The sequence below is a fragment of the Lyngbya sp. CCY1209 genome (assembly GCF_035615495.1).
GTDB lineage: Bacteria > Cyanobacteriota > Cyanobacteriia > Cyanobacteriales > Microcoleaceae > Limnospira.
Genome location: NZ_JAJENU010000647.1, coordinates 33802 through 58740 on the forward strand (window position 1 = coordinate 33802; position 24939 = coordinate 58740).

At 56.6% G+C, this 24939-nt stretch carries 22 protein-coding genes; 15 read left to right on the forward strand and 7 right to left on the reverse strand.

The genetic code is table 11. The annotated features are described in order from the left end of the window. Positions 1 to 250: 250 nt before the first annotated feature. The 4 genes from dxs to LKE08_RS26375 form a co-directional block, all read right to left on the reverse strand. Positions 251 to 2158, reverse strand: a complete 1908-nt coding sequence (gene dxs, locus LKE08_RS26360; protein WP_324707267.1) for a 1-deoxy-D-xylulose-5-phosphate synthase — start codon at positions 2156 to 2158, stop codon at positions 251 to 253. 267 nt (positions 2159 to 2425) lie between these two features. Further along, the gene (locus LKE08_RS26365) at positions 2426 to 3319 is read right to left on the reverse strand and encodes a glycosyltransferase family 2 protein (protein WP_324707268.1); all 894 of its coding nucleotides are present in this window, start codon (positions 3317 to 3319) and stop codon (positions 2426 to 2428) included. A gap of 201 nt (positions 3320 to 3520) precedes the next feature. Next, positions 3521 to 4366 (reverse strand): HpsJ family protein, encoded by an 846-nt coding sequence (locus tag LKE08_RS26370; RefSeq protein WP_324707269.1) that lies wholly within the window; start codon positions 4364 to 4366, stop codon positions 3521 to 3523. 196 nt (positions 4367 to 4562) lie between these two features. Next, positions 4563 to 4691: a hypothetical protein gene (locus LKE08_RS26375; protein WP_324707270.1), complete on the reverse strand. Its 129-nt coding sequence runs from the start codon at positions 4689 to 4691 to the stop codon at positions 4563 to 4565. A gap of 88 nt (positions 4692 to 4779) precedes the next feature. Between LKE08_RS26375 and LKE08_RS26380 the strand changes: the two genes are divergently transcribed. Beyond that, positions 4780 to 5277: an adenylyltransferase/cytidyltransferase family protein gene (locus LKE08_RS26380; RefSeq protein ID WP_324707271.1), complete on the forward strand. Its 498-nt coding sequence runs from the start codon at positions 4780 to 4782 to the stop codon at positions 5275 to 5277. Positions 5278 to 5381: 104 nt separating this feature from the next. Further along, positions 5382 to 6101 carry a GUN4 domain-containing protein gene (locus LKE08_RS26385; protein ID WP_324707272.1) on the forward strand — a complete coding sequence of 240 codons (720 nt, stop codon included), beginning with the start codon at positions 5382 to 5384 and terminating at the stop codon, positions 6099 to 6101. Positions 6102 to 6206: 105 nt separating this feature from the next. Here LKE08_RS26385 and LKE08_RS26390 read toward each other — a convergent pair whose 3' ends face one another. Next, positions 6207 to 6674, reverse strand: coding sequence for a tetratricopeptide repeat protein (locus LKE08_RS26390; protein WP_324707273.1), 468 nt, complete (start codon positions 6672 to 6674; stop codon positions 6207 to 6209). Between the two features lie 246 nt (positions 6675 to 6920). On the opposite strand from LKE08_RS26390, the gene pilM reads away from it, so the two are divergent. From pilM to LKE08_RS26430, 8 genes are all read left to right on the forward strand, one after another. After that, positions 6921 to 8015 carry a type IV pilus assembly protein PilM gene (gene pilM, locus LKE08_RS26395; protein WP_324707274.1) on the forward strand — a complete coding sequence of 365 codons (1095 nt, stop codon included), beginning with the start codon at positions 6921 to 6923 and terminating at the stop codon, positions 8013 to 8015. Between the two features lie 58 nt (positions 8016 to 8073). Further along, the gene (locus tag LKE08_RS26400; protein ID WP_324707275.1) at positions 8074 to 8883 is read left to right on the forward strand and encodes a PilN domain-containing protein; all 810 of its coding nucleotides are present in this window, start codon (positions 8074 to 8076) and stop codon (positions 8881 to 8883) included. A 55-nt stretch (positions 8884 to 8938) separates the two neighbouring features. Further along, positions 8939 to 9736 (forward strand): pilus assembly protein PilO, encoded by a 798-nt coding sequence (locus tag LKE08_RS26405; protein WP_324707276.1) that lies wholly within the window; start codon positions 8939 to 8941, stop codon positions 9734 to 9736. A 417-nt stretch (positions 9737 to 10153) separates the two neighbouring features. Next, on the forward strand, positions 10154 to 12520 hold the full coding sequence (locus LKE08_RS26410) for a secretin N-terminal domain-containing protein (protein ID WP_324707277.1): 2367 nt from the start codon (positions 10154 to 10156) through the stop codon (positions 12518 to 12520). 570 nt (positions 12521 to 13090) lie between these two features. Further along, positions 13091 to 13366 carry an HU family DNA-binding protein gene (locus LKE08_RS26415; RefSeq protein ID WP_324707278.1) on the forward strand — a complete coding sequence of 92 codons (276 nt, stop codon included), beginning with the start codon at positions 13091 to 13093 and terminating at the stop codon, positions 13364 to 13366. Positions 13367 to 13428: 62 nt separating this feature from the next. Then, positions 13429 to 14496 carry a threonine-phosphate decarboxylase CobD gene (cobD, locus tag LKE08_RS26420; protein ID WP_324707279.1) on the forward strand — a complete coding sequence of 356 codons (1068 nt, stop codon included), beginning with the start codon at positions 13429 to 13431 and terminating at the stop codon, positions 14494 to 14496. A 63-nt stretch (positions 14497 to 14559) separates the two neighbouring features. Beyond that, on the forward strand, positions 14560 to 16038 hold the full coding sequence (locus tag LKE08_RS26425) for an NAD(P)/FAD-dependent oxidoreductase (protein ID WP_324707304.1): 1479 nt from the start codon (positions 14560 to 14562) through the stop codon (positions 16036 to 16038). A 21-nt stretch (positions 16039 to 16059) separates the two neighbouring features. Continuing rightward, entirely contained in the window at positions 16060 to 16566 is a 507-nt protein-coding gene (locus LKE08_RS26430) for a pentapeptide repeat-containing protein (RefSeq protein WP_324707280.1), read from the forward strand. 84 nt (positions 16567 to 16650) lie between these two features. Here the strand turns inward: LKE08_RS26430 and LKE08_RS26435 are convergent, their stop codons facing one another. Beyond that, positions 16651 to 17994 carry a 16S rRNA (cytosine(967)-C(5))-methyltransferase gene (locus LKE08_RS26435; RefSeq protein ID WP_324707281.1) on the reverse strand — a complete coding sequence of 448 codons (1344 nt, stop codon included), beginning with the start codon at positions 17992 to 17994 and terminating at the stop codon, positions 16651 to 16653. 92 nt (positions 17995 to 18086) lie between these two features. On the opposite strand from LKE08_RS26435, the gene LKE08_RS26440 reads away from it, so the two are divergent. The 3 genes from LKE08_RS26440 (at position 18087) to LKE08_RS26450 (ending at position 21025) form a co-directional block, all read left to right on the forward strand. Then, positions 18087 to 19412: an adenylate/guanylate cyclase domain-containing protein gene (locus tag LKE08_RS26440; protein WP_324707282.1), complete on the forward strand. Its 1326-nt coding sequence runs from the start codon at positions 18087 to 18089 to the stop codon at positions 19410 to 19412. A 189-nt stretch (positions 19413 to 19601) separates the two neighbouring features. Beyond that, the gene (locus tag LKE08_RS26445; RefSeq protein WP_324707283.1) at positions 19602 to 20327 is read left to right on the forward strand and encodes a Uma2 family endonuclease; all 726 of its coding nucleotides are present in this window, start codon (positions 19602 to 19604) and stop codon (positions 20325 to 20327) included. A 179-nt stretch (positions 20328 to 20506) separates the two neighbouring features. After that, positions 20507 to 21025, forward strand: coding sequence for an ARC6/PARC6 family protein (locus LKE08_RS26450; protein ID WP_324707284.1), 519 nt, complete (start codon positions 20507 to 20509; stop codon positions 21023 to 21025). 7 nt (positions 21026 to 21032) lie between these two features. Here LKE08_RS26450 and LKE08_RS26455 read toward each other — a convergent pair whose 3' ends face one another. Further along, positions 21033 to 22268 (reverse strand): hypothetical protein, encoded by a 1236-nt coding sequence (locus tag LKE08_RS26455; RefSeq protein ID WP_324707285.1) that lies wholly within the window; start codon positions 22266 to 22268, stop codon positions 21033 to 21035. A gap of 280 nt (positions 22269 to 22548) precedes the next feature. Between LKE08_RS26455 and LKE08_RS26460 the strand changes: the two genes are divergently transcribed. Next, complete coding sequence (locus LKE08_RS26460; RefSeq protein WP_324707286.1) at positions 22549 to 23433, forward strand: MnmC family methyltransferase; 885 nt, start codon at positions 22549 to 22551, stop codon at positions 23431 to 23433. A 141-nt stretch (positions 23434 to 23574) separates the two neighbouring features. Further along, positions 23575 to 24933 (forward strand): bifunctional UDP-N-acetylglucosamine diphosphorylase/glucosamine-1-phosphate N-acetyltransferase GlmU, encoded by a 1359-nt coding sequence (gene glmU / locus LKE08_RS26465; RefSeq protein ID WP_324707287.1) that lies wholly within the window; start codon positions 23575 to 23577, stop codon positions 24931 to 24933. Positions 24934 to 24939 lie beyond the last annotated feature (6 nt).

The following is a 24939-nucleotide window of genomic DNA, read 5'->3' on the forward strand; positions in this document are numbered from 1 at the left end:
AGGTTGACTTCTGTGTTGGGCTAACGGTCGATGCGATCGCGATCGCAATTCACAATAGAGTAGTGCCGGGACGCGAAATCGAAAAGTACCCGCACAACGAACGATCGCCAAAGCGACAACTACAAATCAATTCGTAGTCTTCGCCTCGGCGAATGTTCGAGATCCGGACTCGAGTGCGTCCAATTCTATTTTAGTGGGGCAGCGGGAACTCGAAAGGGGGAGCGATCGCGCCCCCTTTCCGTAGCGCCGATCAACTCACGGGAGAGGGTTGCTTGCTGAAGAACGCCTCCCGGATCTGTTCGGAAATTTGGGAACTGGTCAGGCCCAGATCCGCCTTCGACTCGTCCGGCTTGGCGTGGTCTACCAGTTTGTCGGGGACGCCGAACCGCTTCAGTGGCACCAGAACCTGGTGATCCATCAGGGCTTCGGCCACCGCAGACCCGAAGCCGCCCATGACGCAGCCCTCCTCCAGGGTGGCGACCTTGCCGATCTGCCGCGCCAGGGGCAGGATCAGTTCCGTATCCAGGGGCTTGACGAACCGGGCGTTGACCACCGTGGATTCGATGCCGTGTTCGCCGAGAATTTCGGCCACCTGCATCGCCGAGGCGACCATCGAACCGTACCCCAGCAGTAGCAGGTCTTCCCCGTGGCGGAGGATTTCGCCCTTGCCGATGGGCAGGGGTTCCCAGCCCTCTTCCATGAGGGGGACGCCCAACCCCGATCCCCGGGGATAGCGCATGGCGATCGGGCCGTCGGTGTGGTTGATGCCCGTCACCATCATTCGCTGCAATTCCGCCTCGTCCTTCGGCGCCATGATGGTCATGTTGGGCAGGCAGCGCAGGTAGGCGATATCGTACATCCCCTGGTGGGTGGGGCCGTCGGCGCCGACGATCCCGGCCCGGTCGAGACAGAAGAACACGGGCAGCTTTTGGATGCAGACGTCGTGGATGATTTGGTCGTAAGCCCGCTGCAAAAAGGTGGAGTAGATCGCCACCACGGGGCGCATCCCCTCGCAGGCGAGTCCGGCGGCGAGGGTGACGGCGTGCTGTTCGGCGATGCCGACGTCGATGTACTGTTGGGGGAGTTTGGCCTGAAGTTTGTCCAGACCGGTCCCCGTCGCCATCGCGGCGGTGATGCCCAAAATTTTGGGGTTGTCTTCGGCGAGTTTGATCAGGGTTTGGGCGAAGACTTTGGAATAGCCGGGGGGCTTGGGTTTGTTGGAGGGGATCGCCTTGCCGGTGGCGAGGTTGAAGGGGGACTGGGCGTGGTAGCCGACCTGATCTTTTTCGGCGATCGCGTAACCCTTGCCCTTGGTGGTGGAGACGTGGACCATCACCGGGCCTTTGATTTCGTGGGCCTGCTGGAAGGTGTCGATCAACTCCTCCAAATTATGGCCGTCCACCGGGCCGAGGTAGGTGAAGCCCAACTCTTCGATCACCGCCCCGACTTTCGACACCGCCAGACGTTTCATCCCATCTTTGAGGCGCTCCATGTCGGGACTCAACGTCTCGCCGACGAAGGGAATTTGTTTGAACTGTTCCCGCAGGTTATCTTTCAGGAACTGCACGGGGGGGCTCAGGCGCATTTTATTGAGGTAGCGGGGGATGGCGCCGACGTTGGGGGAGATGGACATCTCGTTGTCGTTGAGGACCACCATCATATTGGTGTGGGGCAGGTGGCCGGCGTGGTTGATGGCTTCCAGAGCCATGCCCCCGGTCATTGCACCGTCACCGATGACGGCCGCGACCTTGAAGTTTTCGCCCCGCATATCCCGGGCCATCGCCATCCCCAGGGCGGCGGAGATGCTCGTGGAGGCGTGTCCGGCGCCGAAATGGTCGAAACGGCTCTCGCAGCGTTTCAGGTAGCCCGCCACGCCGTCTTTCTGGCGCAGGGTGCCGAAATTGTTGTAGCGGCCCGTCACCATTTTGTGGGGGTAGGCCTGGTGTCCCACGTCCCAGATCACCTTGTCCCGATCCAGGTCGAGGGTCTGGTAGAGTCCCAGGGTGAGTTCCACCACGCCCAGTCCGGGCCCCAGGTGTCCCCCCGTGGCGGCGACCGTTTCTAAATGTTTCTCGCGGATTTGTCGGGCAATTTCTTGCAGTTCGTGGACAGACAAACCGTGGAGTTGATTTGGATGAGTAATTTCACTCAGATGCATACTTCAAATACCCGCGCTAACCATAATTGACATTGGAGACCATCACGCCGGAGCTGTCGATCGGTCCGAGCATCAACACAGATGACATGGTAGCAGGGGATGGGGTACGCAAACATCCCGGAGTCCGCCGCACCCCGGGATTAAATGACCCCGAAATGAAGGGACATCAGGGTAAAGGGAATCGATCGATTCTTTGCAATCCGATATATTTCGTAGCGTTTCTTGATTAAATTTGTTACAAATGCACCCTGTGGGACGGCCCGATTCTCAAAATTGGGGGAGGTCGGCCGGGGTCGCCTCTGCGATCGCCCCCTTGGGTTCGCCATCCGGATCGAGTTTCGGGGCGGGCAGATTCTCGATCTCCCAAACTTTGATCAAGATCAGGTACTCGTAGAAGGCTTGCAGGGTACACCAGGCGAAGCCAGCGGAGCCGTCGAGGAAGCCGCCGAGCAGGATGTACATATACAAAAACCGGATCAGGGGGCGAAACGGCATCCGCAGGGACAGATCTTTGAGGGCGTGCCGCCGTTCGACTTCCGTCTTCCCGAAAAACAAGTTCTTCCAGTCCACCGTCCCCGATCGCAACTGCCTGACGGTTTCATAGGCTTCGTCGGTGGAGTAGCGGTTGTGCTTGTCGAGCCAGCGACTCATACCCTTGCTGGAGGTGTAGTGGGGGTAGGTTTCTTTCAGGAAGCCGGTGGGGCCTTCGCAGACTTCCCGCTCGGTGTGGCCGTAGTCGTCGAACCAGACTTTCTCCTTGTGGAACAGGCGCATCTGGTAGCGGGGGTATTGGGTGCTGCGGCGAATCCAGCGGCCCATGAACATGACCCGTTCGGCGACGTAGAAGCCGATGTTGCCGTCGGTGTTGTCCTTGGCGCGATCGCACTCGGCGAACAGTTCCGGGGTCATGCGCTCGTCGGATTCGAGGATGTAGACCCATTCATGTTTGGCGGGGACGTTCCGCAGCATCCAGGTGCGCTGGCGGCCGTGGCTTTCAAACTCGTGTCGGAGGACCCGCACGGGGTAGCGTTCGGCGATCTCGACGGTGCGATCGCTGCTGAAGGAGTCCACCACAATGATATCGTCGCATTGGAGGGCCGACTCGATGCAGGCCGCAATGTCGATCTCGTCGTTGTAAGTCAAGATATAAATTGAAAACATCGTATCGCGATCAGTGATGCAGGTGTGGGAAAAAAAGGCAGTGTTTCGCGCGGGGGGCTATCCCCGGAGGTGGAGACCGGAACTCTGGAGATCCGGGATGTCCGACGGCTCGCTTCGGGTTCGCGCCGGCGGTAGATGCCCCGCCTCCGGGGATCGGAAGTGTCCCGTTCGCGATCGCCGGCGTCCGCACTGCCTCGGGGATCAACTCGCCGACGACGGAGACGACGGCTTGCGGCGGCTCTTATTCGTCAGGCCCAACCCTTTCAAACCCGTCCAACCCACGGTGATATAACCGATCGCCAGCAGCAAGCTGTTGATTCCGGTCTGGAGGCTGGATTTGAGCGACTGCCGTCTCGCCTGCTGTTCGAGTTGCGCCTTGCGTTCGCGAATTTGGGTGAGCAACTGGGTGGGGAGGGAATCGGCCTGCTGTTCCAAAAAATCGTCGAGGACGCCAGGATCGGTCTTCGCCTGTTCCAGAAGGTCTTGAATTGGCTGGGGGACGTTTCCTTCTTCGATCGCCTGGTTCAACTGGTCTTCGTTTTGCAGGAGGCTGCCGAGTTGGGTGCGGAGTTGGGTTTTGCGCTGTTCCACCTGCTGTTGAAATTGGGCGCTGCCCAACTGGGTCTCCAATTCCGTTTCGGCCTGGGTCGCCTGCTGGTTGATTTGAGCCAGGGCATCCCGCCGCGCCAGACGGGTGTTGTTGAGGTGCAGCGGAAACAGCAACAGGTACATTAACCCCAGCAAGCTGGCGAGGATGGCGACCCAAAACCGCAGGTCGGCGACGGGAGATTTCCCGGACTTGCCGGCGCCGGCCAGGACGCTGTCCATCCAATACCCGATCAAAATCAGCGCCATCCCCACCAGGGGGACCACCCCCCGATCAACCAGGCTGCTGGCCGTCTGGATCAGCCAGTTGCGATCGGTCAGATTGAGGGGGAATAACAACACCAGATAATCAACCAGGGCCGAAATAATGAGTATAGCCCCGACGATTTTGAGACTCCAGGAGGCTTTGAAGGAAAACTGACGGTTTGTTGTTGATGTCATGGGACTTTCGGTGATCTAATTGTGTGTTCGCAACAGGGGCGAGATGAGTTCGAGCTGCCATCGGATCGGCCGGTTAACTCGGCCAGCCGTTCGCACACCGTCCAACTTCGAGGAAGCACCGCAAAAAAGACCCAGGAACCGGGCGAGTTTGGACATTTGATCTTTGACTTGGAGTGGCGACCGACCTACGGCTACACTAACATAGGTTAATTTTGAGTCCATTGAAGGCGGGTCGGTAGGTTCCCCCGGTGTAATGTTTGGGTGTCGGCCTTCCGGTCGATCGCGATCGCGATCGCGATCGCTCCCTTTCTCCAAGGTATGCCACCGGACGCCATTCTCGACCATCGCATAAACAAACGTTACAAGATGGGGCGCGACCCCCGAATATCCCCGCCCCCAAACCGATCCCAACCATGCCCGACGATCTCTATTCCCTTCAATCTATAGCCGAGGCGATCGCCCGCCACCCGGAACGGTGGCGGCCCCTGGTGCTCACCAACGGCTGTTTCGACCTCATCCACGCCGGACACGTCCGCTACCTCACCCAAGCCAAATCCCTGGGGCGATCGCTGGTGGTGGGACTCAACAGCGATCGCTCCGTCCGCGCCATCAAACCCCCCCGACCGGGCTACCCCCCCCGCCCCATCGTGCCGGAATGGCAGCGGGCTGAGGTGCTGGCCGCCCTCAAACCCGTGGACGGGGTGGTAATTTTCGGCGATCGCACCGCCGACCGCCTCATCGAAACCCTCCAACCGGATATCTACGTCAAGGGGGGCGACTACACCCGGTCAACCCTGCCCGAAACCCCCACCGTGCAAGCCTGCGGGGGTCGCATCGTGTTCGTGACCGTCGAGATCCCCAGTTCCACCAGCGGCCTGGTCGATCGCATCCTCGGGAAATCTCAAATCTAAAATTCCCCACCCCCTACCCTGTAGAATTCTGTCGGATGCCCCTGTACAATGATGGAACGTCAAAAACTGCTGTAATCCTGGATCGCCCAACTCCAACCCCTCCTATGACTGATTCGATCGCTCCCTCCGAACGGGATTTGTCGCCCGATCTCGACGCACTCCGTTCCCAACTCGACTCCGATTCTGAGAAGACGCAGCTACAGGCGATCGCAGCCCTGGCGACGGCCGGGGAGGAGGGTTCGGACCTGTTGATGGAATTTTTGCTCTCCCGGAAATCGCACCCCCCCACCCCCGTCGAAGGGGAAGCTTACAAAAGTCTCTATACCGCCAATTCCCCCAAAACCACGGCATTTCTGCAAGACCACTTCCCCAAAGGGGTCGTCCCCCTCGACTCGGACTCGGCGGTGGACTATTTTCCCGTCCAACAGGAACTCGTCCGGGAAAATTTCCAGACCGCCGACCGCCTCACCCTGGAAAAGCTGTGCGAACTGGCTGGCCCGAGATCCCGGCAACGGAACTGGCTCTATTTTTCCGAAGTCGAGCGCTTTCCGACGACTGACTTGCAAACCCTAGACACCCTCTGGCGGATCCACTCCCTCGGGCAATTCGGCTATTCGGTGCAGCGCCAAATTTGGCTGGGGACGGGCAAAAATTGGGACAAATTCTGGCCTAAAATTGGCTGGCGCAGCGGCCGTACCTGGACTCGCTACCCCGACGGGTTCACCTGGAATCTGGAGGCGCCCGCCGGCCACCTGCCCCTGTCCAACCAACTGCGAGGCCGGCGGGTGATCGAGGCGCTGTTCAACCATCCGGCGTGGAAATAATTGATAATTGATAATTATTGATTGTTCGTCTTTGGCCTTGGAGTCTGGCAATAATTAACAATTGATAGTTAAAAATTAATAACTATTGATTGTTCGTGTCTTTCCTCACAGTCGGGCGGTACATTCGAGGATGAGGCGCTGGTTTTCCAGGGAGTAGGGTTGGATTTCTAGGGCTCTTCGGAAGGCGGCGATCGCTTTCGGGTAGTTGCCCAGGGCGGCATGGCAGAGTCCGATGCCGTGGAGGGCGCCGAAGTGGACGGGGTTGAGGCGGACGACTTCTTCGCAGTCGCCCAGGGCCTTGGCGAACTGGCGGGCGGTGTAGTAGAGGACGGCGCGGCGGTTCCAGGCTTCGGCAAAATCCGGCAGATCTCGGATCAATTGCGTTAAAATGGCTTCCGCGTCCGAGACGGCCCCGGTTTGGAGGCAGTCTTCGGCTCGGCGGAGTTGTTCCAAACCGGCGCTCCCTTTTTGTTCAAACCACAGGCGCCAGAGTTGACGGGTCGCCCGGTCACGCACGGCGGGATCGGGGCTTTTGAGATCTTCGAGAAGCAACTGCAGGTGGGAGTCATCCATGATGGCACTTTGCTCTCTCAAGGGCGGGTGTACGGGTGGCGATCGCACCGAGTCTCGACGGCGATCATCCTGCGGAACCGTGATCGAACGAACCGCACATCCGATCGCATTCTATCATCTTTGTCCGCGACTCCCGGCTCCTTCTCCCGTCGCCGACATCGAACCATCCCAAGAAATGTTATCGTTGACAATAGAACTTGCCATCAAAAAGTTCTGTTTTTCCCTTAACTTATCACAAAAACAGCTATGGTTGGCTTTTTAAAAGGGATTTTTTCCGGCCGCAAGCCGGGAATGGCGATCGAACTGGCATCGGAGCGAATTCACATTGTCGAACTTCGCAAAAAGGGGGATAATTTAAAGTTGCTCACCTTGGCGACCACGCCCGTCCCCGAAGACGTGGTGATCGACGGTCAGATCGTGGATACGCCCACCATGTCGGAACTCATCCAATCGACCCTCGCCGACAACAATATCAAAACTAAGCGCATCGCCACCGCCATTCCCGGGCGGGAGGCAGTGACTCGCCTGATCGCGGTTCCGGCGGAATTGAACGAAGAAGAACTCAAAGATTACATGGACGCGGAAGCAGGATTGTACCTGCCTTTTTCCCGGGAAGAAGCGGACGTTGACTATCAGAAATTGGACTTATTTGTGGACGAAGACGGCATCGAAAAGGTGCAGGTTTTGCTGGTGGCGACCCGCAAGGAAGTCACCGATACTTACCTCGACACATTCGAGCAGGCGGGGTTGCAGGTGGATATTTTAGAAGTCAGCAATTTCGCCCTGATTCGCACCCTCAAAAATCAGCTCGAACAGTTTTCCTCCAACGAGGCGGCGATTTTGGCCGACATCGAATTCGACAGCACGGAATTGGCGATCGTCGTCAACGGGGTGCCCCAGTTCAACCGCACCATCCCCATCGGACTGTTCCAGGTGCAGAGCGCCCTCAACAACGCCATGAACCTGCCCCCCTCCCGGGACGTGAGCGAGCTGCAAGCCATGACCCTTCCCGTGACTGATACAATGGGAGCATTGAGCGATCCCAATCCGGGGACGAATGCCATTATTAAAGTCTTAGCAGAGCTGGCCGACGAACTGCGCCGCTCGATTGACTTCTACATCAATCAGAGCGACGGGTTGGAAATTGCCCAGCTTCTCCTCGCCGGTCCGGGTGCTGCGATCGGACAACTCGACGAGTTTTTCATGCAGCGTCTCGCCATGCCCGCCACCCAAGTCGATCCGATCGAAGCCCTCGGGATCTCCGCCGACGATCGCGAAATTCCCGTCGAACAACGTGCCAGTTTGGGAGTGGCCTTGGGTTTGGGACTGCGGGTCAGCTAACCGGGACGCCCCGGCCGCTCGGACATCCCACGACAGTCTTGCAAGAGGTTATAGTACCATGTACAGCCTGGATATTAATTTTCTCAACGATCGCCCGGACTACAAGCCCACGACGAAACCGAAGCCCACACCCGGCGGCGGGGGGCAACCGATCGACCAAAAGCCGATCCTGATCGGAGTGGGAGCCGCGATCGCTCTCAACGCTCTGGTGGGGGGAGTTTGGTTCGTCTTCAACCAGCGCAATGCCCAACTTCAGAAGGAAGTGGAGGCCCTACAAGCGCAACTGGGCGAGAAAACCAGTCAAGTTAACGAACTCGAACAGATCTACAACGAAACCAAACAAACCAACGAGGAAGCCGACGCCCTGGCGACAGTCTTCAACGAGATCAAACCCTGGTCTGCCCTGAGCCAGGAGGTGGCTGAATTGATGCAAATTGCCGGCGTCCGCATCGCCAATATCGAACAAACCGAACCGGAACCCGCCGCGGAACCCGCCGCGGCCAAAGAGGGCGAAGAAGCCCCCCCGCCACCGCCGCGAAATACCGCCACGGTCAAGATCGAAGGGTTCGCCAGTTCTTTCGGTCAGCTCAACGATTTTATTCTCCTGCTGAATCAGTCTCCTTTCTTTGACGGAGAAAAAACCAAACTGCTCGCGGCTGAACTGCAAGACAACCCTATCCAGTTGGTCGTCGATGGCGGCGACAGACAAACCGACCTGGAATTGCAGCCGGTGGTGGAATACGAGATCGAGACCGCCCTCAGTTCGGCGAAGGCCTCGGAACTGTTGCCCCTGTTGAAAAGCAACGACGCCGCTGGACTGGTGAACCGGATCGAAACCCTGCAGGAAAAGGGCGTGATTCAACCGTAAGCGTTTCCCCGCCTGATGCGAGTCAGGTTATCCGAATCATAGGAGGTTATTCCAAATGACAGCAGCAAATGAATTCATTCCCGAAACCGAAGAGGAGGAGGTATCCGGCCCGAATTTGTTCGGATTGCAGTTGACCTCCAAAACCATCGGGATCGCGATCGCGGTGGTGGGATTGCTCTTGGCGGGGGCCGGCATTTTCAAACTGGTGCTCCCGGCGATGGAACGGGGATCCAACCTCAATGCCGACATTCAAACCAAGCAGCAGGAGATCGAGCAACAAAACGAAAAACTGCTCAAGAGAGAGCAGGCGGAGCGGGAGCTGGAGGAAGCGAAACAGCGTCGGACTAACGTCACGGCCCTGTTTGCTGACGAGGCGACTTTGAATACCCTGATGTTTGATTTGAACGAACAGCTCAATCAAATCAATGCGGGTATCGAGGATGATGCCCTCAAAGCCCAGATTAAGAAATTCGAGCCGGTGGAATTGGAAAATGGGGAATATGAGAAGATCGTCGATGATGGTTCCCTGGGTTCGCAAGTCAACGGCAAACTCAGACGGCGGGAATACGAGGTCGAGTTTGAGGGCAGTTTCGAGCAGACCCGGGATTTTCTGATCGCCCTGGAGCGGATGCAGCCGATGTTGGTGGTGCGAAATTTCGAGTCGGAACTGATGGAACGATCGCCGGAGGTGCGGGGAGAATACCGCCAGGGCCAGTTCGTGCCCCTCGCAGACCAGCCCCAGCGGCGGATCGAGACATCCTTCGACCTGCACGCCCTGCTCCCCCTGAGTCAGGAGGAGTTGGATGCCAAACTCCAAGCCGCCCAGGAAGCGGAAGAGGAAGAACAAAAATAATCGCCGGTTATCGACCTGATAACGGGGCGATCGCGTCTGAAAGGAGCGATCGCTCTTTTTTTTGGACACAGGGGCACAGAGGCTCCAGGAGGCTCCAGGAAGCTCCAGGAGAATCTAAAATCTAAAATCCCCCTACCCAACGCCCCACTTTCCCCCGGTAAAAATTCCGGTTGACAGGTGGTGTCAAATGGTCTAACCTGTCTTCCATCACTCAATCTGGCGAGAATTGTGGGAGTCGGGTGGGGGGCAGCGCATCGGCTCAGGCGTTCCGGCGGGTTTCGGGAATGCCGTCCTTAGATTGCGTAGGGTGTACAGTTGTTGCGATCGCGCTCCATCGAATATGATTTGTTAACTTAAACCCTTAAACCCATCTATAAATAAACGTAAAACCGCCACTTTCCAATGTGAGGAGGGAATGTGAAACAGATTTTAGGATTTGGTGGAGGAGCGATCGCCGGAGCCGCCGCGATCGTCCTGGCCCAGGCTCCCGCCCAGGCGTTTACTGTCGTGCGGGACGTGCAGTTGGTGCAGGCGAACAACGGCGAAATTAACCTGGTGCTGGTGACGGAGGGGACGGAACGCCCGGAAGTGTTCGTCATCCGCCGGGGGAATGATTTTGTCGCCGATATTATCAACACCCAACTCAACTCGCCCAACGGTTCGTTTCAGCAGAACAACCCGGCCCCCGGCATTTCGTCGATCATGGTCAGCCAACTGGACCCCACCAGCGTCCGGGTGATCGTAACTGGAAGCAATGGATCTCCCGACGCCAGAATTATCCAGGGTGCGACGGATGGAATTGCGATCGCGATCGCACCGGGTGCCGTGGCTCAAGCTCCGGCGACTCCCCCCCCGGTTCCCGACTCCCCCAACGTGATGGTTCCGGACCCGGATGTGAACATCGGCGGGCGTCCGGCCGTCCCCAACCAGGCGGGGGGCGAAGAAATTCTCATGCCCGACCCCAACCTGGCCCCACAGCAGCCCGGTCAGGCGCCCCTGCAACCGCGCCGAGACCCTAATCCGGCTCCCCCCTTCCAACCCCGCGCCGTCGCCCCGCCCTTGGGCGATATCGCCGTTTCCAACGTCAATCCCGCCGTCTCCAATATCAACCTCAACAGCAACGAAGTCATCCCCCGTCTGGTGTTGCGAGACGCATCGGTGAGAGAAGTCTTATCCCTGTTGGCGCGAGTCGCCGGACTCAATGTCGCCTTCAGTAATTTGGAAAAAGATGATGAAGGACGCTTTCGGCCCTCAGAGCAGGAAGAGGAATTTACCATCTCACTGGATATTGAAAATGAGCCAGTCCAAGACGTTTTTAACTATGTTCTCCGTCTGACGGGACTGCAGGCGAACCGAGTTGGAAATACCGTTTTTGTCGGTCCCGAACTTCCTGAATCTGCACAAGATGTAGTCATGCGAACTCTGCGGCTGAATCAGACACAGGCAGAGAGTGCTGCTGGCTATTTAAGCACCCAGGGGGCTGAAACTCAAATTCAAATTGATCAAACTCAAGTTCAAGTCGTCGGTCAGGGTCTACTGCAACGGGTTGTGGAAACAACAACCCCCCGAATCATCGCTCTGGGAGCAACAGAGGGACAAGGGCCTCTGTTGCTTCGAGGGTTATCAGTTTCAGCCGACCCCCGCCTGAATTCCGTTACCCTGGTGGGACCTCCCGAAAAAGTTGAGATCGCAACTGCCCTGTTGATGCAACTCGACCTGCGCCGGCGTCAGGTGGCAGTTAACGTCAAGGTGATCGACATCAACCTCTCCGGCGAAGCGACCCAGAACAGCAGCTTCTCCTTCGGTATCAACGATACGTTCTTCGTCAATGACGGCGGTGCCGCCGCCGTCAACTTTGGCGGTTTCAATCCTCCGGGCCGGGATTTATCGACGGGTGGAATTAATTCTCGACCGATCATCGAAAATCGCACGAGCGATGGCATTTTGCTCGATTCGGCAGATCCATTCTTCGATCGCGACGGAACCACCAGCACTCCGCTGACGGCCCCCGGCGGTGGCATCGGCTTGAGACCGGTTTCGCCCGTCACCGACCGACCCGGCCAGGTCGGCATTTCCGAGTACACACCTTTTACCCGAAATCTCAACACCGGGGAATTGACGGGTTTGGGATCGGTGGAATTTGCCCAATTCCCCTTCTTCCAGTATCCCCGGCGCTTCCTCTCCACCCTGCAAGCTCAAATCGTGAGTGGCAATGCCAAGATCCTCACCGATCCCACCTTGGTCGTCCAGGAAGGTGAAACGGCGAGAGTGAACTTGGTGGAGAACATCGTCAAATCGATCGACGTGGAAACGGTCAACACCGTCGCCGGTCCCCAGGTCAACCGAGATCCGACGTTTGAAGATATCGGTCTGACCGTTTCGGTCAACGTCGAGCGAGTTGATGATAACGGGTTCGTGTCAATGCGGATCAACCCCGAAGTCAGCGCCGTGGGCGAACGCATCGAAACGGACAACCAGGGCGGTTTTGCGACGGAAACCTTGATTCGCCGTCTGGACTCCGGCCTGGTCCGCCTGCGGGACGGTCAGACCCTAATCCTTTCCGGCATCATTCAGGAGCGGGAACGGCAAGCCGTGAGCAAGATTCCCCTGTTGGGCGATTTGCCCATCATCGGCGCCCTGTTCCGCAGCACCACCTCAGAAAACGAGCGGGCGGAAGTGGTCGTGTTGGTGACGCCGAACATCCTCGACGATTCCGATCGCTCCCCCTACGGCTACCAGTACAACGTCAGTCCCGACGCCCAACGGATGATCCAGGGCCGGTAGGATAATTGACAATTGAGAGTTGACAATTGATCATTCGTTTTCCTCCGATCGCTAATCGGAGGGGCATTTTTTTGCCCTCACATCTAAAGAAAAGTGGAAAATCCCCCCAAATCCCGGTCAATTCGGGGGTCGGACGATCCATAGCCGGCTTTCACACCTTAGAATAAATCAGTGCAAGTCAGATTCCGTGGGGGTTCTGGGCGATATGCCCAAAGCCCGGGCCGGCGTTTGCCACATCCCCGACGGAGCGACCCCAAACAGAGGGCCGGGGAGAACCGGGTGAAACCTCCGCCAGTCGGGGGATTTCGGGTTCCGCCCGCCTCAATCTGGCGCTACGCGAAGCGTCAAAAGTCAAAATTTGATGAAACGGGCTTTTCAGCTTTTGGCAGAGTCCCAATCAATCTGCGTAGTGCTATCTCTCTCTTTTGTCACTCCGGGACATTTCGACGATTTTCCGGCATCAGGACCGGCGAACAATCGAGGTTTCACCCCAGTCTGACAGAAGAGGAATATTTCGCCCGCCGTCCGGTGTCGGGCGAATCGTGCAAACCAAAAGGAGTAATCGTTCAGATGAACAAGGGTGAATTAGTCGATGTGGTTGCCGCCAGAGCGGACGTGACCAAAAAACAGGCCGACGCGGTGTTGAGCGCCGCCCTCGATAGCATCATGGATTCCGTTTCCCGACAGGAAAAAGTCACCCTGGTGGGGTTCGGCTCCTTTGAAGCCCGGGAGCGGAAGGCCCGGGAAGGGCGCAACCCCAAGACCGGGGAAAAGATGGACATTCCGGCTACCCGGGTCCCGGCCTTCTCCGCCGGTAAGATGTTCAAAGATAAGGTGGCAGAGTAGTGACGGCGATGCGCTCTGATAGATTCAATCCGTCCATCGGAGCGATCGCGCCGAAAATGCTGATGAGCAGACCCAAACACGGCGGAAATCTGACCTGGGCGGCGTCCGTCGCGAACTGTCCCCCGTCGGAGATCCTGGACTTTTCCGCCAGCATCAACCCCCTCGGGCCGCCCCGGTCGGCGCTCGCGGCGATCGAAGCCCACATCGGGCAGATCGCGGCCTACCCCCAGCCGGACTATCGGGAACTGCGGGAAGCCCTCGCCCGATTCCACGGCCTCCCGGACCCGGACTGGATTTTGCCGGGAAACGGGGCGGCGGAGTTGCTGACTTGGGCGGGGCGGGACCTGGCGGAAACCGCCGCCACCTACTTGTTGACCCCGGCTTTCGGGGACTACCGGCGATCGCTCAGAGCTTTCGACGCCCGCATCGTCGATCGCCCGATCTGGCAAGACGGCGACATCCGCCCGCTGTCCGACCTCGGCGCCGACGCCCCGAAATCCGCCGGACTCTTGATCAATACCCCCCACAACCCCACCGGCCACCTGTTTTCCCGGGACTCCCTGCTGCCCCTGCTGGAGCGGTTCGCCCCGGTGGTGGTGGACGAGGCCTTCATGGACTTTCTGCCCCCCGCCGAGCAGCAGAGCTTAATTGGGGAGGTGGCCGATTTTCCCAACCTGGTGATTTTGCGATCGCTCACCAAATTTTACAGCCTCCCCGGTTTGCGGTTGGGATACGCCATCGCCCACCCGGAGCGCCTGCACCGCTGGCAAGGGTGGCGCGACCCCTGGTCCGTCAACGCCCTGGCCGCCGCCGCCGGCATCGCCGTTTTGGGCGATCGGGACTTCGAGGCCCGGACTCGCACCTGGCTGGAAACCGCCCGCCCCCAACTGTACCGGGAGTTGAAAGAACTGCCGGGACTCGACCCGTACCCCGGTGCGGCCAATTTTTTGCTAGTCTACTCACAATGGCCGGTTCCCGAACTGCAAGCCCGAGTGCTCCGGGAGCACCGGATTCTGATCCGGGACTGCCTGAGTTTTCCCGAACTCGGCGATCGCTATTTTCGGGTCGCCGTCCGCACCGAAGCGGAAAACCGGCGCCTGCTCGACGCCCTGGCCCGTTGTTGCCCTTGAGCGCCATGACCGATGGATCGGGGTAATTATTAATTATTAATTGTTAATTGTTAATTGCTGAAAATGCTCGATTACGACGTGGTTATCATCGGCGGCACCCTAGCCGGACGCCAAGCCGCCCTCACCGCCACCCAAATGCGGGCCCGGGTCGCCCTGGTGGAACCCCACCCCGCCCCCGTCGCCGGCCAAATTTTCGGCCCGAACGCCCACCAAACTTTGTTGCAGGTGGCCCGGGTCGCCCGCCAGATGCGGGAGATCTCGCAATACGGCATCAGTTGGGAAACCGCCACCCGGGCCGGGGAGGGGGAGGACGATCGCTCCCGGTCGGAAAATATCAATATTTTGGTGCGCCAGGACCAGACCCGCCGCTGGATGGAGTGCGTCGCCGACCACATGGAAAGCCTCTACGACTCCGCCATTTTGGCGTCCCGGGGGGTGGATGTGATTTTCGGCAACGGGGAATTTACCGCCGAGCCGAAATTGTCGTTCGTCGTCAACGGCCGCCGGTTGCGATCGCGCACTTACCTGCTGGCGACGGGTTCCCGGCCCCGCCTCCCCGACGCGGAGGGGTTGCCCCTGGCGGGTTGCCTGTCGGCCGATACCGTCGGCAAGCTGACCCAAATTCCGGCCCGGTTGGCGGTCGTCGGCGGCGACCCCACGGGGGCGGAACTGGCCCAAACCTTCGCCCGCCTGGGTTCCCAAGTCACCCTCGTCACCCGCGGCCCCCACATCCTCGGCCGGGAAGACCCGGAGGCGGCGTTTCTGGTCCAGGCTCAGTTGGAGGCCGACGGGGTGACGGTGCTGACGCGCACTCCCGTCACCCAGGCCAGACAAATTGAGGACACCAAGTGGATACAGGCGGGGGACCGGGCGATGGAAGTGGACGAAATTATCCTGGCGGCGGGGCGCACGCCCCAGGTCGGCGGCTTGAATCTGGAGGGGGCGGGGGTGCAACTCCTCCCGGACCGTTTGGTTTTGAATGAGAAATTGCAGACCACGAACCCGAGAATTTACGCCTGCGGCGCGATCGCGGGGGGATATCCCCTCCCCCACGTCGCCGAGTATGAAACCCGCGTCGCCCTCAAAAATGCCCTCTACTGGCCCCGGCTGAGGGTCAACTACCACGGCATCCCCTGGGTCGTCCACACAGACCCGCCGTTGGCGCGGGTGGGGTTGACCCAGAAGCAGGCGCGACGGCGCTACGGGGACCGGGTGCGGGTGAGTCGGGAGACGTTCCGGCACGTCCCCAAAGCGCACTTATTGGGGGAAACGACGGGGTTTTGCGAACTGGTGGGGCACCGGGACGGGCGGATTTTGGGGGCTTCGATTTTTGGGGCGGGGGCGGACGAGTCGATCAATTTGGCCGCGATCGCGATTCGGGAAGGCCTTAAAATGGATGCGATCGCCGACTTCCCCGCCGTCTGGCCCACCCTGGCCGGGGTCGCGCCCCAAACGGCTGCGGCCTGGGTGCGGGACCGCCGTTCGCTCCGGTCCGACTGGATCGAAATGCTGTTCGACTGGCGGCGATCGTGGGGATCTTAGGCTTAGTTTTGGAGTGTAATTGTGAGAATTCGGAAGCAGGTTTTGACGGCAACTCTCTGTTCGTTGCTTTTGGTCGGCGTCGGCTGTTCCACCCCACCCCAGGAAGGGAATCGGGCGGGTTCGGTGTTGGAAACGAAGGAATGTTCGGACTGCGATTTGAGCGGCCAAAATTTTGAAGGGGCCGACCTGGCTGGGGCGGTTTTGAACGGCGCCAATTTGAGCAATGCCAATTTGAAAAGGGCGAATTTGGAGGGGGCGCTTTTGGACAGTGCCAACCTCGGCGGCGCGGATCTCGGCGGTGCCAATTTGAGCGCGATCGCCCTGACTCAAGCGGATCTGACCGGCGCGAATTTGACCGGGGCGAACCTCAAAAATGCCTATTTGCGGGGGGCGAATTTTGCGAACGCAACGTTAAATAATGCCGATTTTACTGGGGCTGATTTGAATGCGGCGGATCTGACGGGGGCGACGTTGGAGGGGGCTAATTTTCAGGGGGCGATCATGCCGGATGGGGAAGTTCAGAATTGAGGGTTGATTCGACCCTCTCCTTTGTCCGGGGAGGGCTAAAGCCCAACGACAATCTCCCCTGCGTTTCCTCCGTGCCTGGAGTGGTTAAAATCTCCGCAATTTGACCATAAAAAATCCGTCCATATCCCGGCGGTGGGGCCAGATCTCGATCGCCCCCTTTTTGGTCAATTCCCCCGGCAGATCCAATTCCGGCACCTCGATTTGCCAGTCGGAATGGCGGCTCAAAAAGGATTCGATATTCCCCTGATTTTCCCTCGGGTGCAGGGTACAGGTGGCGTACACCAACACCCCTCCGGGCTTCACCCAGCGGCTCGTGTGCTCCAACAATTCCGACTGCAATTGAGACAGTTTGTCGATATTCTCCGGAGTCTGCCGCCACCGCGCATCCGATCGCCGGTGCAGGGTTCCTAACCCTGAACACGGTGCGTCTAATAGTACGCGATCGCAAGTATTCTCATACTGGGAAAACTGCCGCGCATCCCCCACCTCAATTTGAATCGATCGCAACTGTAACCGCTCCACGCTCTGCTGTAATGGTTTCAAACGGGACTCGGCGCGATCGATGGCGATAATTTTGCCATTATCCCCCATCAATTCCGCCAAATGGGTCGTTTTTCCCCCCGGTGCGGCGCAGGCGTCGATTATCGTTTCCCCCGGCTGCGGATCGACGACATACCCCACCAACTGCGCGGAGGCATCCTGAACCGTCCACCAGCCGTCCGCGTATCCCGGCAAATTTCGGATCGCGCCACTGCCGGAAGACAGCCGCAACCCTTGGGGTAATTTTGGAATGGAATTGACGGCAATTCCCGCGTCTTGAAATGCGGTTTTCACTTCTTCCAAAGCAGTTTTGATAGGGTTAATTCGCAAATCTAAATGCGGCGATCGGTTGAACCATTGGCAGAGTTGTTCCGCCTCTTCGATTCCCAACTGCTTCACCCAAAATTTCACGATCCAATCCGGGAAACTGTGTACAATTCCCAGCCGCGCCGGATTGTCCGGCAATTTCAAAATCGACTCCGGCGATTTCCCACCCTCCACCGATCGCAAATATTGCCGCAACACCCCATTCACAAATCCCCGCAAACCCGACAATTTGTTATATTTGGTCAATTCCACCGTCGTATTCACCGCCGCCGAGGGGGGAATCTGTTCGAGAAAACCGAGTTGATACAGTCCCAAATGTAAAATAATTCTCACATCCGGCGGCTGCAGGCGAGCCGGTTTTTTGGCGAGGCGATCGATCAGCGCGTCCAGGGTCCGCATTCGGCGGGTGCAGCCGTAGACCAATTCCGTCGCCAGTCGGCGATCGCGATCGCTCAATTTCGCCCGACGCAATTTGCCATCCAAGGCGAGATCCGCAAATGCCCCCCGCTGCTGGATATCGCGGAGAGTTAAAAAAGCCAGTTGGCGAGGATTATCTATCACAATAACAGTTTACCCGATTTGTGTTCAAAACTGAGACAATAGTTAAACGTTGATTTGACCGCTAAATTCTGAGGATTTGGGTTGAGACCATCATGAATCAAAATTTCCCGGATGAGAGCGGCTGGGGTGCATGGCTCGATCGCCGGCTGAAACCGCTGTTTCGGAGTCCCGACATCATCGAGGCAGCCGACTATCCAACCTGGCGACATCATTTCATGCACCGACGCCTGGGGTTGGGCCTGTGGCTGGCTCTGATCGCCTATTCGACCTTTTCGATCTCACAGCTTAACAACTTGTTATTTTACCCCCAACAGTTTCGGATTGAGTGGTTGATCACCCAAATTGTGGTGGAAGTGGGACTCATTGTTGGTGTCGTCCTGCTGCGAAGTGCGATCGGCCGCCGCCGTCCGGAATTGATTTTTCTGCTGCTATCTTGGCTGGTGACGCTGAGTCCCCAAATTCGCGGGACATTGCTGGGAATTTCCCAACCCGCGATCGTCGAATGGCCCCTGACGTTCTTTTCCCAAGCCACCCTCGTCCCGGTGCTGTGGCCGCTACACCTGATTTCTCAACTGGGGGTTTTGGTCTACTATTTTGGCAGTCGAATTATTTTCAATTTAGACGTGCGATTCCCGGCGGATTGGATGACCCAGGATTTTCTGGTGCTGTACTTTTTCTGGATTTGTGTGATTTGCAATTTATCCGTTTATCTTTACGACCGGTTGGCGCGGTCCGAATTTCAATCCCGCCGCGCCTTGGAACGGGCCTACGAACAGGTTAAAATTGAACAGGAGCGATCGGAAACCCTGCTGTTAAATATTTTACCCCACCCCATCGCCGAACGCCTCAAACAAGACCGCACCACCATCGCCGACAGCTTCACCCATTCGGGGGTATTGTTCGCCGATATTGTCGGATTTACCGAACTGGCCGGAAAGTTCGACCCCAGCCAGTTGGTGCATTTGCTCAACGGCATTTTTTCCGAATTTGACGCCCTGGCAGACCGCCACAATTTGGAGAAGATTAAGACCATCGGCGACGCCTACATGGTCGTTTCCGGGTTGCCCTTGCCCCAGGATGATTACGCCGAGGCGATCGCGGATATGGCTTTGGATATGCAGCACGCCCTCCGAGATTTTAACATCAAAACTAACCAGGATTTTAAGATCCGCATCGGCATCGCCACCGGCCCCGTCATCGCCGGGGTGATCGGGTTGAAAAAGTTCATTTACGACCTCTGGGGAGATACCGTAAATATCGCCTCCCGCATGGAATCCCACGGCATCGCCGACGAAATTCAAGTCACCGAAGACACCTACGAAGTCCTCAAAGATAGCTATCGGTTTGAAAGGCGCGGCGCGATTACAATCAAAGGCAAAGGAGAGATGACGACTTATCTGCTCAAAGGGAAGCGATAAACCCTTTTCGACGCACCGATTTAAACCGGTTAAGACTCGTTTGATAGGACTGAAATTAACCCCCTATTTTCCTCGGTTTTCCCTGGACAAAACCAAATAAATGATCTACAATAAAATTGAGGAGTGATCCCGAATTTTTGTCATTTTTATGGATGTCATTCGTCCCGTTTTTACGGAGGAAATCCGGCTATGATTCAACTCAAAGAAACCGTTATCTACCCCGACAGTGACGGAAAACCAATGTCAGACAATACTCAACAATTTCGGTGGATTGTCGTCATCAAAGAAAATCTAGAAATTATCTTCAATGACGATCCCAATGTCTTCATCGCTGGCGATTTGCTCTGGTATCCAGAAGAAGGAAATAACAAGCTCCGCCAAGCTCCCGATGTGATGGTTGCTTTCGGACGGCAAAAAGGCGATCGCGGTTCTTACAAACAATGGGAGGAAGAGGGCATCACCCCCCAGGTTGTCTTTGAAATTTTATCTCCCGGAAATACGCTCAAAGAAATGGCGAAAAAGCTGAAATTCTACGATCATTATGGGGTGGAAGAATATTATATCTTCAATCCCGATCGCCCGGACTTTAACGGCTGGCTGCGGAGTCCCGATGGCAGGTTGGATGTCATCGAACAGCCGGAAAACTGGACCAGTCCCCGGCTGGGAATTCGCTTTGAATTGCAAGAGGGAGAATTTACAATTTACCGCCCCGACGGCGAACGTTTTCTGACGCCAACGGAGTTGGCTAAAAAGGCGGAAACCGAACGACAACGGGCGGAAACCGAACGACAACGGGCGGAAACCGCCGAACAACAAATGGAAACCGAACGACAACGGGCGGAAACCGCCGAACAACGGGTTCGCGAACTCGAAGCCCGTTTGCGAGAACTCGGACAAAGTTTGAATGGTGATTAGAACCCCACCCAACCCTCCCCTTGGCAAGGGGAGGGCTCAGAAGTTATTTTTAATTCTTTAAAAAAAAATTTTTGATGGGGATGGGGGTTGACATGGCAGCCGGCGAACTGTAGAATTTAATTCGGAGGGGGAAGTGTGTCCACTTGCTTGATTTTTTGTTCAACGTCCCCGAGACTTTTATGAACGATCGCCCAATGGAACCCGCGAAGAGTTTGGCTGTCATCCTGCTGGTGGGAATGGTGGCAACGCCGGTTTCTGCGTCTCCCGAAATCGCCGTCAATCTTCACCAAACCCCGAATGCGATCGCCCAGAATAACGCCTCCCTCAGCCTGGGACGGGCGGCGGATTTAATTGATGATTGGTTGAGGGCAAAAAGTCGTATTTTTGCCCCGCCGTTTGATCGCGATACCCTGGCGGCACTGACGACGAGTCGTTTGTATGCAGACACCCTGGAGGCGATCGACTATTTACTCGAAAATGATGGATATTACGAGTACGGTGTGCAAAAACTGGAGTCCGTGGAACGGTTTGCAGAATCGGGCGATCGCGCCACAATTGAAGTAACAATTACAGAAGATGTCACCTTTTATCAAGGCGGGAAAGTTATCGAAAGTACCTTCAACACCCAGCAAGTTCGCTACCAACTCCGATTCCGAGATAACCTCTGGAAAATCGCCGATTCTCAGATTTTGGAGTGAGATAGAATCACCCTTTTTTCAGATGCGGAGTTCGGCAATAGGTGAAAATGAAAATTGCCAAGCTGGCGATCGTGTTGAATGCCATCAAATTCAACAGGATTTTGGGATCGTTATCCCAGCGTCGAAAATACAAATATAAAGACCGATCATTTGATTTGAATGAGTTCCTATAATAGGAATTATTGACCGCTTCCCCGAGATTATTGTGGGCTATCAAACTTTTTTTTAAGCCAACACTGATGTCCGTTATCATTCCCGGCATTAATACAAAAAAGAATACACTGGCCGAGACGACAACTAAACCTCCGAGTACAATCGGAACACGAAGACGGGCCACAAAAACTCCACTTCTCCACGCAAAATATAAGCTCATTATAATCGCGATCGGGATGCCAAACTGACCGATAATTGCACTCAATTGTTGGATATATCCGAGTTTTTCTGGAGGGTCGGGAGGGACGGAAGTCACCGCCAAATAATTCGCCGGAATTCCATCAAATTGTGCGGTCAACAGACCGGGTTCTGTTTCCGTCATCGGCAGGGTGGTGGAAATGTGCCAGTCGGGGGGATAATTGACCGTCACATTCAACGTTCCAAAGTCTTTCCAAGCCTTCGCGGGAGCCAAAATATAAACGATTTGATAGTCCCAATAAAATCGCCCGCTCTGGTGGGTACTCGGGATCATATCGTAGGCAACCTGTAGCCGGCTGGGTGCTTCCGGAAATTCGGCGACAAATTTGAATCCCGTCTCTCCCCGGAAGTCATAGCTGTTATAACTTAACATTTGATCGGGTCGATCTGGGAAAGGAAAAGCCGCCGGAACTTGCGATGGAACTTGCCATTCTTCCGGCACAGGAAACTCTCTGACCATTTGATAAGAAATGGGGGCGTCATCGAGTGTCACCGTGGCAACGGTTTCGGAGGTGCGATCGCTGAAGGCGTTGGGGGCGATAAATAACAATTCGACGGACTCGGATGGACCTCTATTTTGAATCGAATAGGTCGCCGTAATTTTGGCTTCTTTGCCGACTTCCAAAGGTCGGAGGTCGATCGCGAGGGTTTCCTCGACAATTTCAAGCGGTTCCAAATTGCCCCACAATTCTCCGAGTTGGTCGCCCCGTCTAAAAGGGGGCGCCGCATTGGGTAAAACGGCGGACTGGAACAGTAAGATGGCGATCGCCGTTGCCAACAAACCGGCCCAAAACCGCCCGATTTTTGTTAATATCTTGTTACCGCCAGACATAGCCAGAACACTTGCATCAAAATTTACAATTCTTTATGAAAAAATATTGAGCAATTTCAACTCGTCATACCGCCAATCAATTGCAGTATAACATCCGGGCGATCGCCCGGGTTTATCCATTCCCGATTCAAACCCGAAAATTAGATTAAAATTTTCCAACTCGGCCGAAGTGGAGTATAATTAAAGCAATGGAGTAAATTGGGCTGATCCTGTTCTAATTTCCAGATCGACACCGACATCAAACCTCCCGCCAACCGGACGACCCGTCCCCAATCGAGCGATGACCGAACCCGATTCTTTTTCCCCCGAACCCACGGCAGACGGTTCATTCACCTTTTTTTCTCCCGAATTTGGAGAGGCCTTTCACAGCCACTATGGAGCCAAGCAGGAGGCAGAATATAAATTTGTTAAGCCCCTGCAACTGCGCCAAAAAGCCCAAAAAAATCAGATCAAATTATTGGATATCTGTTACGGTTTGGGATACAATACCGCCGCCGCATTATCCGCCATCTGGGAGGTCAACCCGAATTGTCGGGTGGAAGTCGTGGCGTTGGAATCCGACCCGCGAGTACCCCGAAGTGCGATCGCCCAAGGGTTATTAAACGAGTATCCCTTTCCCATTCCCAAATATTTGGCGACCCTGGCGGATGAATTTCGCCTTGATATCGACCTTTTCAATGCCCAATTATTAATCGGCGACGCCAGGGAAACATTGCCACGGGTTTATGATTCCAATTTCCGGGCGGACGCCATCTGTCTCGACCCCTTTTCGCCCCCCGCCTGTCCGCAACTGTGGACGGTAGAATTTTTGGGACTGGCGGCCAAATGCCTCGCACCCGACGGACGCTTGGCGACCTATTCCTGTGCGGCGGCAGTCCGAAGCGCCCTCCTGGCAGGGGGACTGGCGATCGCATCCACCGAACCGAGAGGCCGTCGCACCCCCGGGACCGTCGCCAATTTCGGTGGGACGGACCTGCTCCCCCTGACCCAGAGGGAACGGGAACACCTGCAAACCCGCGCCGCCGTCCCCTACCGCGACCCGAATTTGTGCGATCGCGCCGAATCCATTGTAGAGCGGCGGCGGCAGGAACAGTCCACCTCCGCCCTGGAGCCGACCACCCAATGGAAAAACCGTTGGAAGCGATGGGGAATAATTGACAATTGACAATTGACAATTGACAATTATCAATTCATAATTTTGTGTAAGTGAACCCGAACGAGTAATATAATTAGTAGGTTTTTTGGAAATAATCCACGGGTGCGATCGCTCGCATCTGTACTTGAACACTGACACCGAAAACGTTTGATGGTAGCAGTAGCAATTCTAGCGGCGGGGCGGGGAACGCGCATGAAATCCGACCTGCCCAAAGTTTTACACGAATTAGGGGGGCGATCGCTCGTCCAATGGGTTTTGGAAAGTGCCCGGGGTTTGCGGCCGTCGAGGCGGCTGGTGATCGTGGGTTACGAAGGCCATCGCGTCCGCAACTCCCTCACGGAAACCTATCCGGGGGAAGATCTCGAATTTGTCGAACAGAAGGAACAGTTGGGGACCGGCCACGCCATCCAGCAACTTCTGCCCCACCTCGAGGATTTTACAGGGGATCTGCTGGTTCTCAACGGAGACGTGCCGCTGTTGCGTCCCGAAACCCTGGAACAGTTGATGGACCTCCACAAAAAACAGGGCAACGCTGCCACCATCTTGACGGCGAACCTGCCGAACCCGACGGGATACGGCCGGGTGTTTTGCGACAGCCAGAACCGCGTCAAGCAGATCGTCGAACATCGGGACTGTACCGACGCCCAAAAGCAAAATCACCGCATCAACGCGGGGGTATACTGTTTTAACTGGCCGGCGTTGGCGAAAATTCTCCCCGACCTGAAGGCGGACAACGACCAGCAGGAATATTATTTGACCGATACAGTCCGCCACCTCAGCCCCGTCATGGCCGTGGATGTGGACGATTTCCGGGAAATCATGGGCATCAACAACCGCCGCCACCTCGCCGCCGCCCACGACATCTTGCAGGATTGGGTGAAGGAGGCTTGGATGGATGCCGGGGTGACGCTGATCGACCCCGACAGTATCACCATCGATGATACGGTGAAATTGGAGGCGGATGTGATTATCGAGCCCCAAACCCATTTGCGGGGGCAGACCGCGATCCGGTCGGGGAGTCGCATCGGGCCGGGAAGTTTGATCGAAAACAGCCAGATCGGGGCAAACGTGACAGTATTGTATTCGGTGGTGTCCAACAGTGCGATCGCGGACAATACTCGCATCGGTCCCTACGCCCACCTGCGGGGCCATGCGGACGTCGGGGCGGGATGTCGGATCGGCAATTTCGTGGAATTGAAAAACGCCACGGTCGGCGATCGCACCAATATCGCCCATTTATCCTACATCGGCGACGCCACCCTCGGCCAACAAGTGAACGTCGGGGCGGGGACGATTACTGCCAATTACGACGGGGTGAAAAAGCACCACACCACCATCGGCGATCGCACCAAAACCGGTTCAAATAGCGTCCTGGTGGCGCCCATTACCGTGGGAGAAGATGTCACCATCGCCGCCGGTTCTGTCATCACCGACGACGTGCCCGACGACTGCTTGGCGATCGCCCGGGAACATCAAACCGTCAAACCCGGTTGGCGGTTAAAACCGTAGCAACTC

Coding starts and splice junctions, on each gene's coding strand:
- dxs (WP_324707267.1), bottom strand. CDS start 2,158: ATGCATCTGAGTGAAATTACTCATCCAAATCAACTCCACGGTTTGTCT.
- LKE08_RS26365 (WP_324707268.1), bottom strand. CDS start 3,319: ATGTTTTCAATTTATATCTTGACTTACAACGACGAGATCGACATTGCG.
- LKE08_RS26370 (WP_324707269.1), bottom strand. CDS start 4,366: ATGACATCAACAACAAACCGTCAGTTTTCCTTCAAAGCCTCCTGGAGT.
- LKE08_RS26380 (WP_324707271.1), top strand. CDS start 4,780: ATGCCCGACGATCTCTATTCCCTTCAATCTATAGCCGAGGCGATCGCC.
- LKE08_RS26385 (WP_324707272.1), top strand. CDS start 5,382: ATGACTGATTCGATCGCTCCCTCCGAACGGGATTTGTCGCCCGATCTC.
- LKE08_RS26390 (WP_324707273.1), bottom strand. CDS start 6,674: ATGGATGACTCCCACCTGCAGTTGCTTCTCGAAGATCTCAAAAGCCCC.
- pilM (WP_324707274.1), top strand. CDS start 6,921: ATGGTTGGCTTTTTAAAAGGGATTTTTTCCGGCCGCAAGCCGGGAATG.
- LKE08_RS26400 (WP_324707275.1), top strand. CDS start 8,074: ATGTACAGCCTGGATATTAATTTTCTCAACGATCGCCCGGACTACAAG.
- LKE08_RS26405 (WP_324707276.1), top strand. CDS start 8,939: ATGACAGCAGCAAATGAATTCATTCCCGAAACCGAAGAGGAGGAGGTA.
- LKE08_RS26415 (WP_324707278.1), top strand. CDS start 13,091: ATGAACAAGGGTGAATTAGTCGATGTGGTTGCCGCCAGAGCGGACGTG.
- cobD (WP_324707279.1), top strand. CDS start 13,429: ATGAGCAGACCCAAACACGGCGGAAATCTGACCTGGGCGGCGTCCGTC.
- LKE08_RS26425 (WP_324707304.1), top strand. CDS start 14,560: ATGCTCGATTACGACGTGGTTATCATCGGCGGCACCCTAGCCGGACGC.
- LKE08_RS26440 (WP_324707282.1), top strand. CDS start 18,087: ATGAATCAAAATTTCCCGGATGAGAGCGGCTGGGGTGCATGGCTCGAT.
- LKE08_RS26445 (WP_324707283.1), top strand. CDS start 19,602: ATGATTCAACTCAAAGAAACCGTTATCTACCCCGACAGTGACGGAAAA.
- LKE08_RS26450 (WP_324707284.1), top strand. CDS start 20,507: ATGAACGATCGCCCAATGGAACCCGCGAAGAGTTTGGCTGTCATCCTG.
- LKE08_RS26455 (WP_324707285.1), bottom strand. CDS start 22,268: ATGTCTGGCGGTAACAAGATATTAACAAAAATCGGGCGGTTTTGGGCC.
- LKE08_RS26460 (WP_324707286.1), top strand. CDS start 22,549: ATGACCGAACCCGATTCTTTTTCCCCCGAACCCACGGCAGACGGTTCA.
- glmU (WP_324707287.1), top strand. CDS start 23,575: ATGGTAGCAGTAGCAATTCTAGCGGCGGGGCGGGGAACGCGCATGAAA.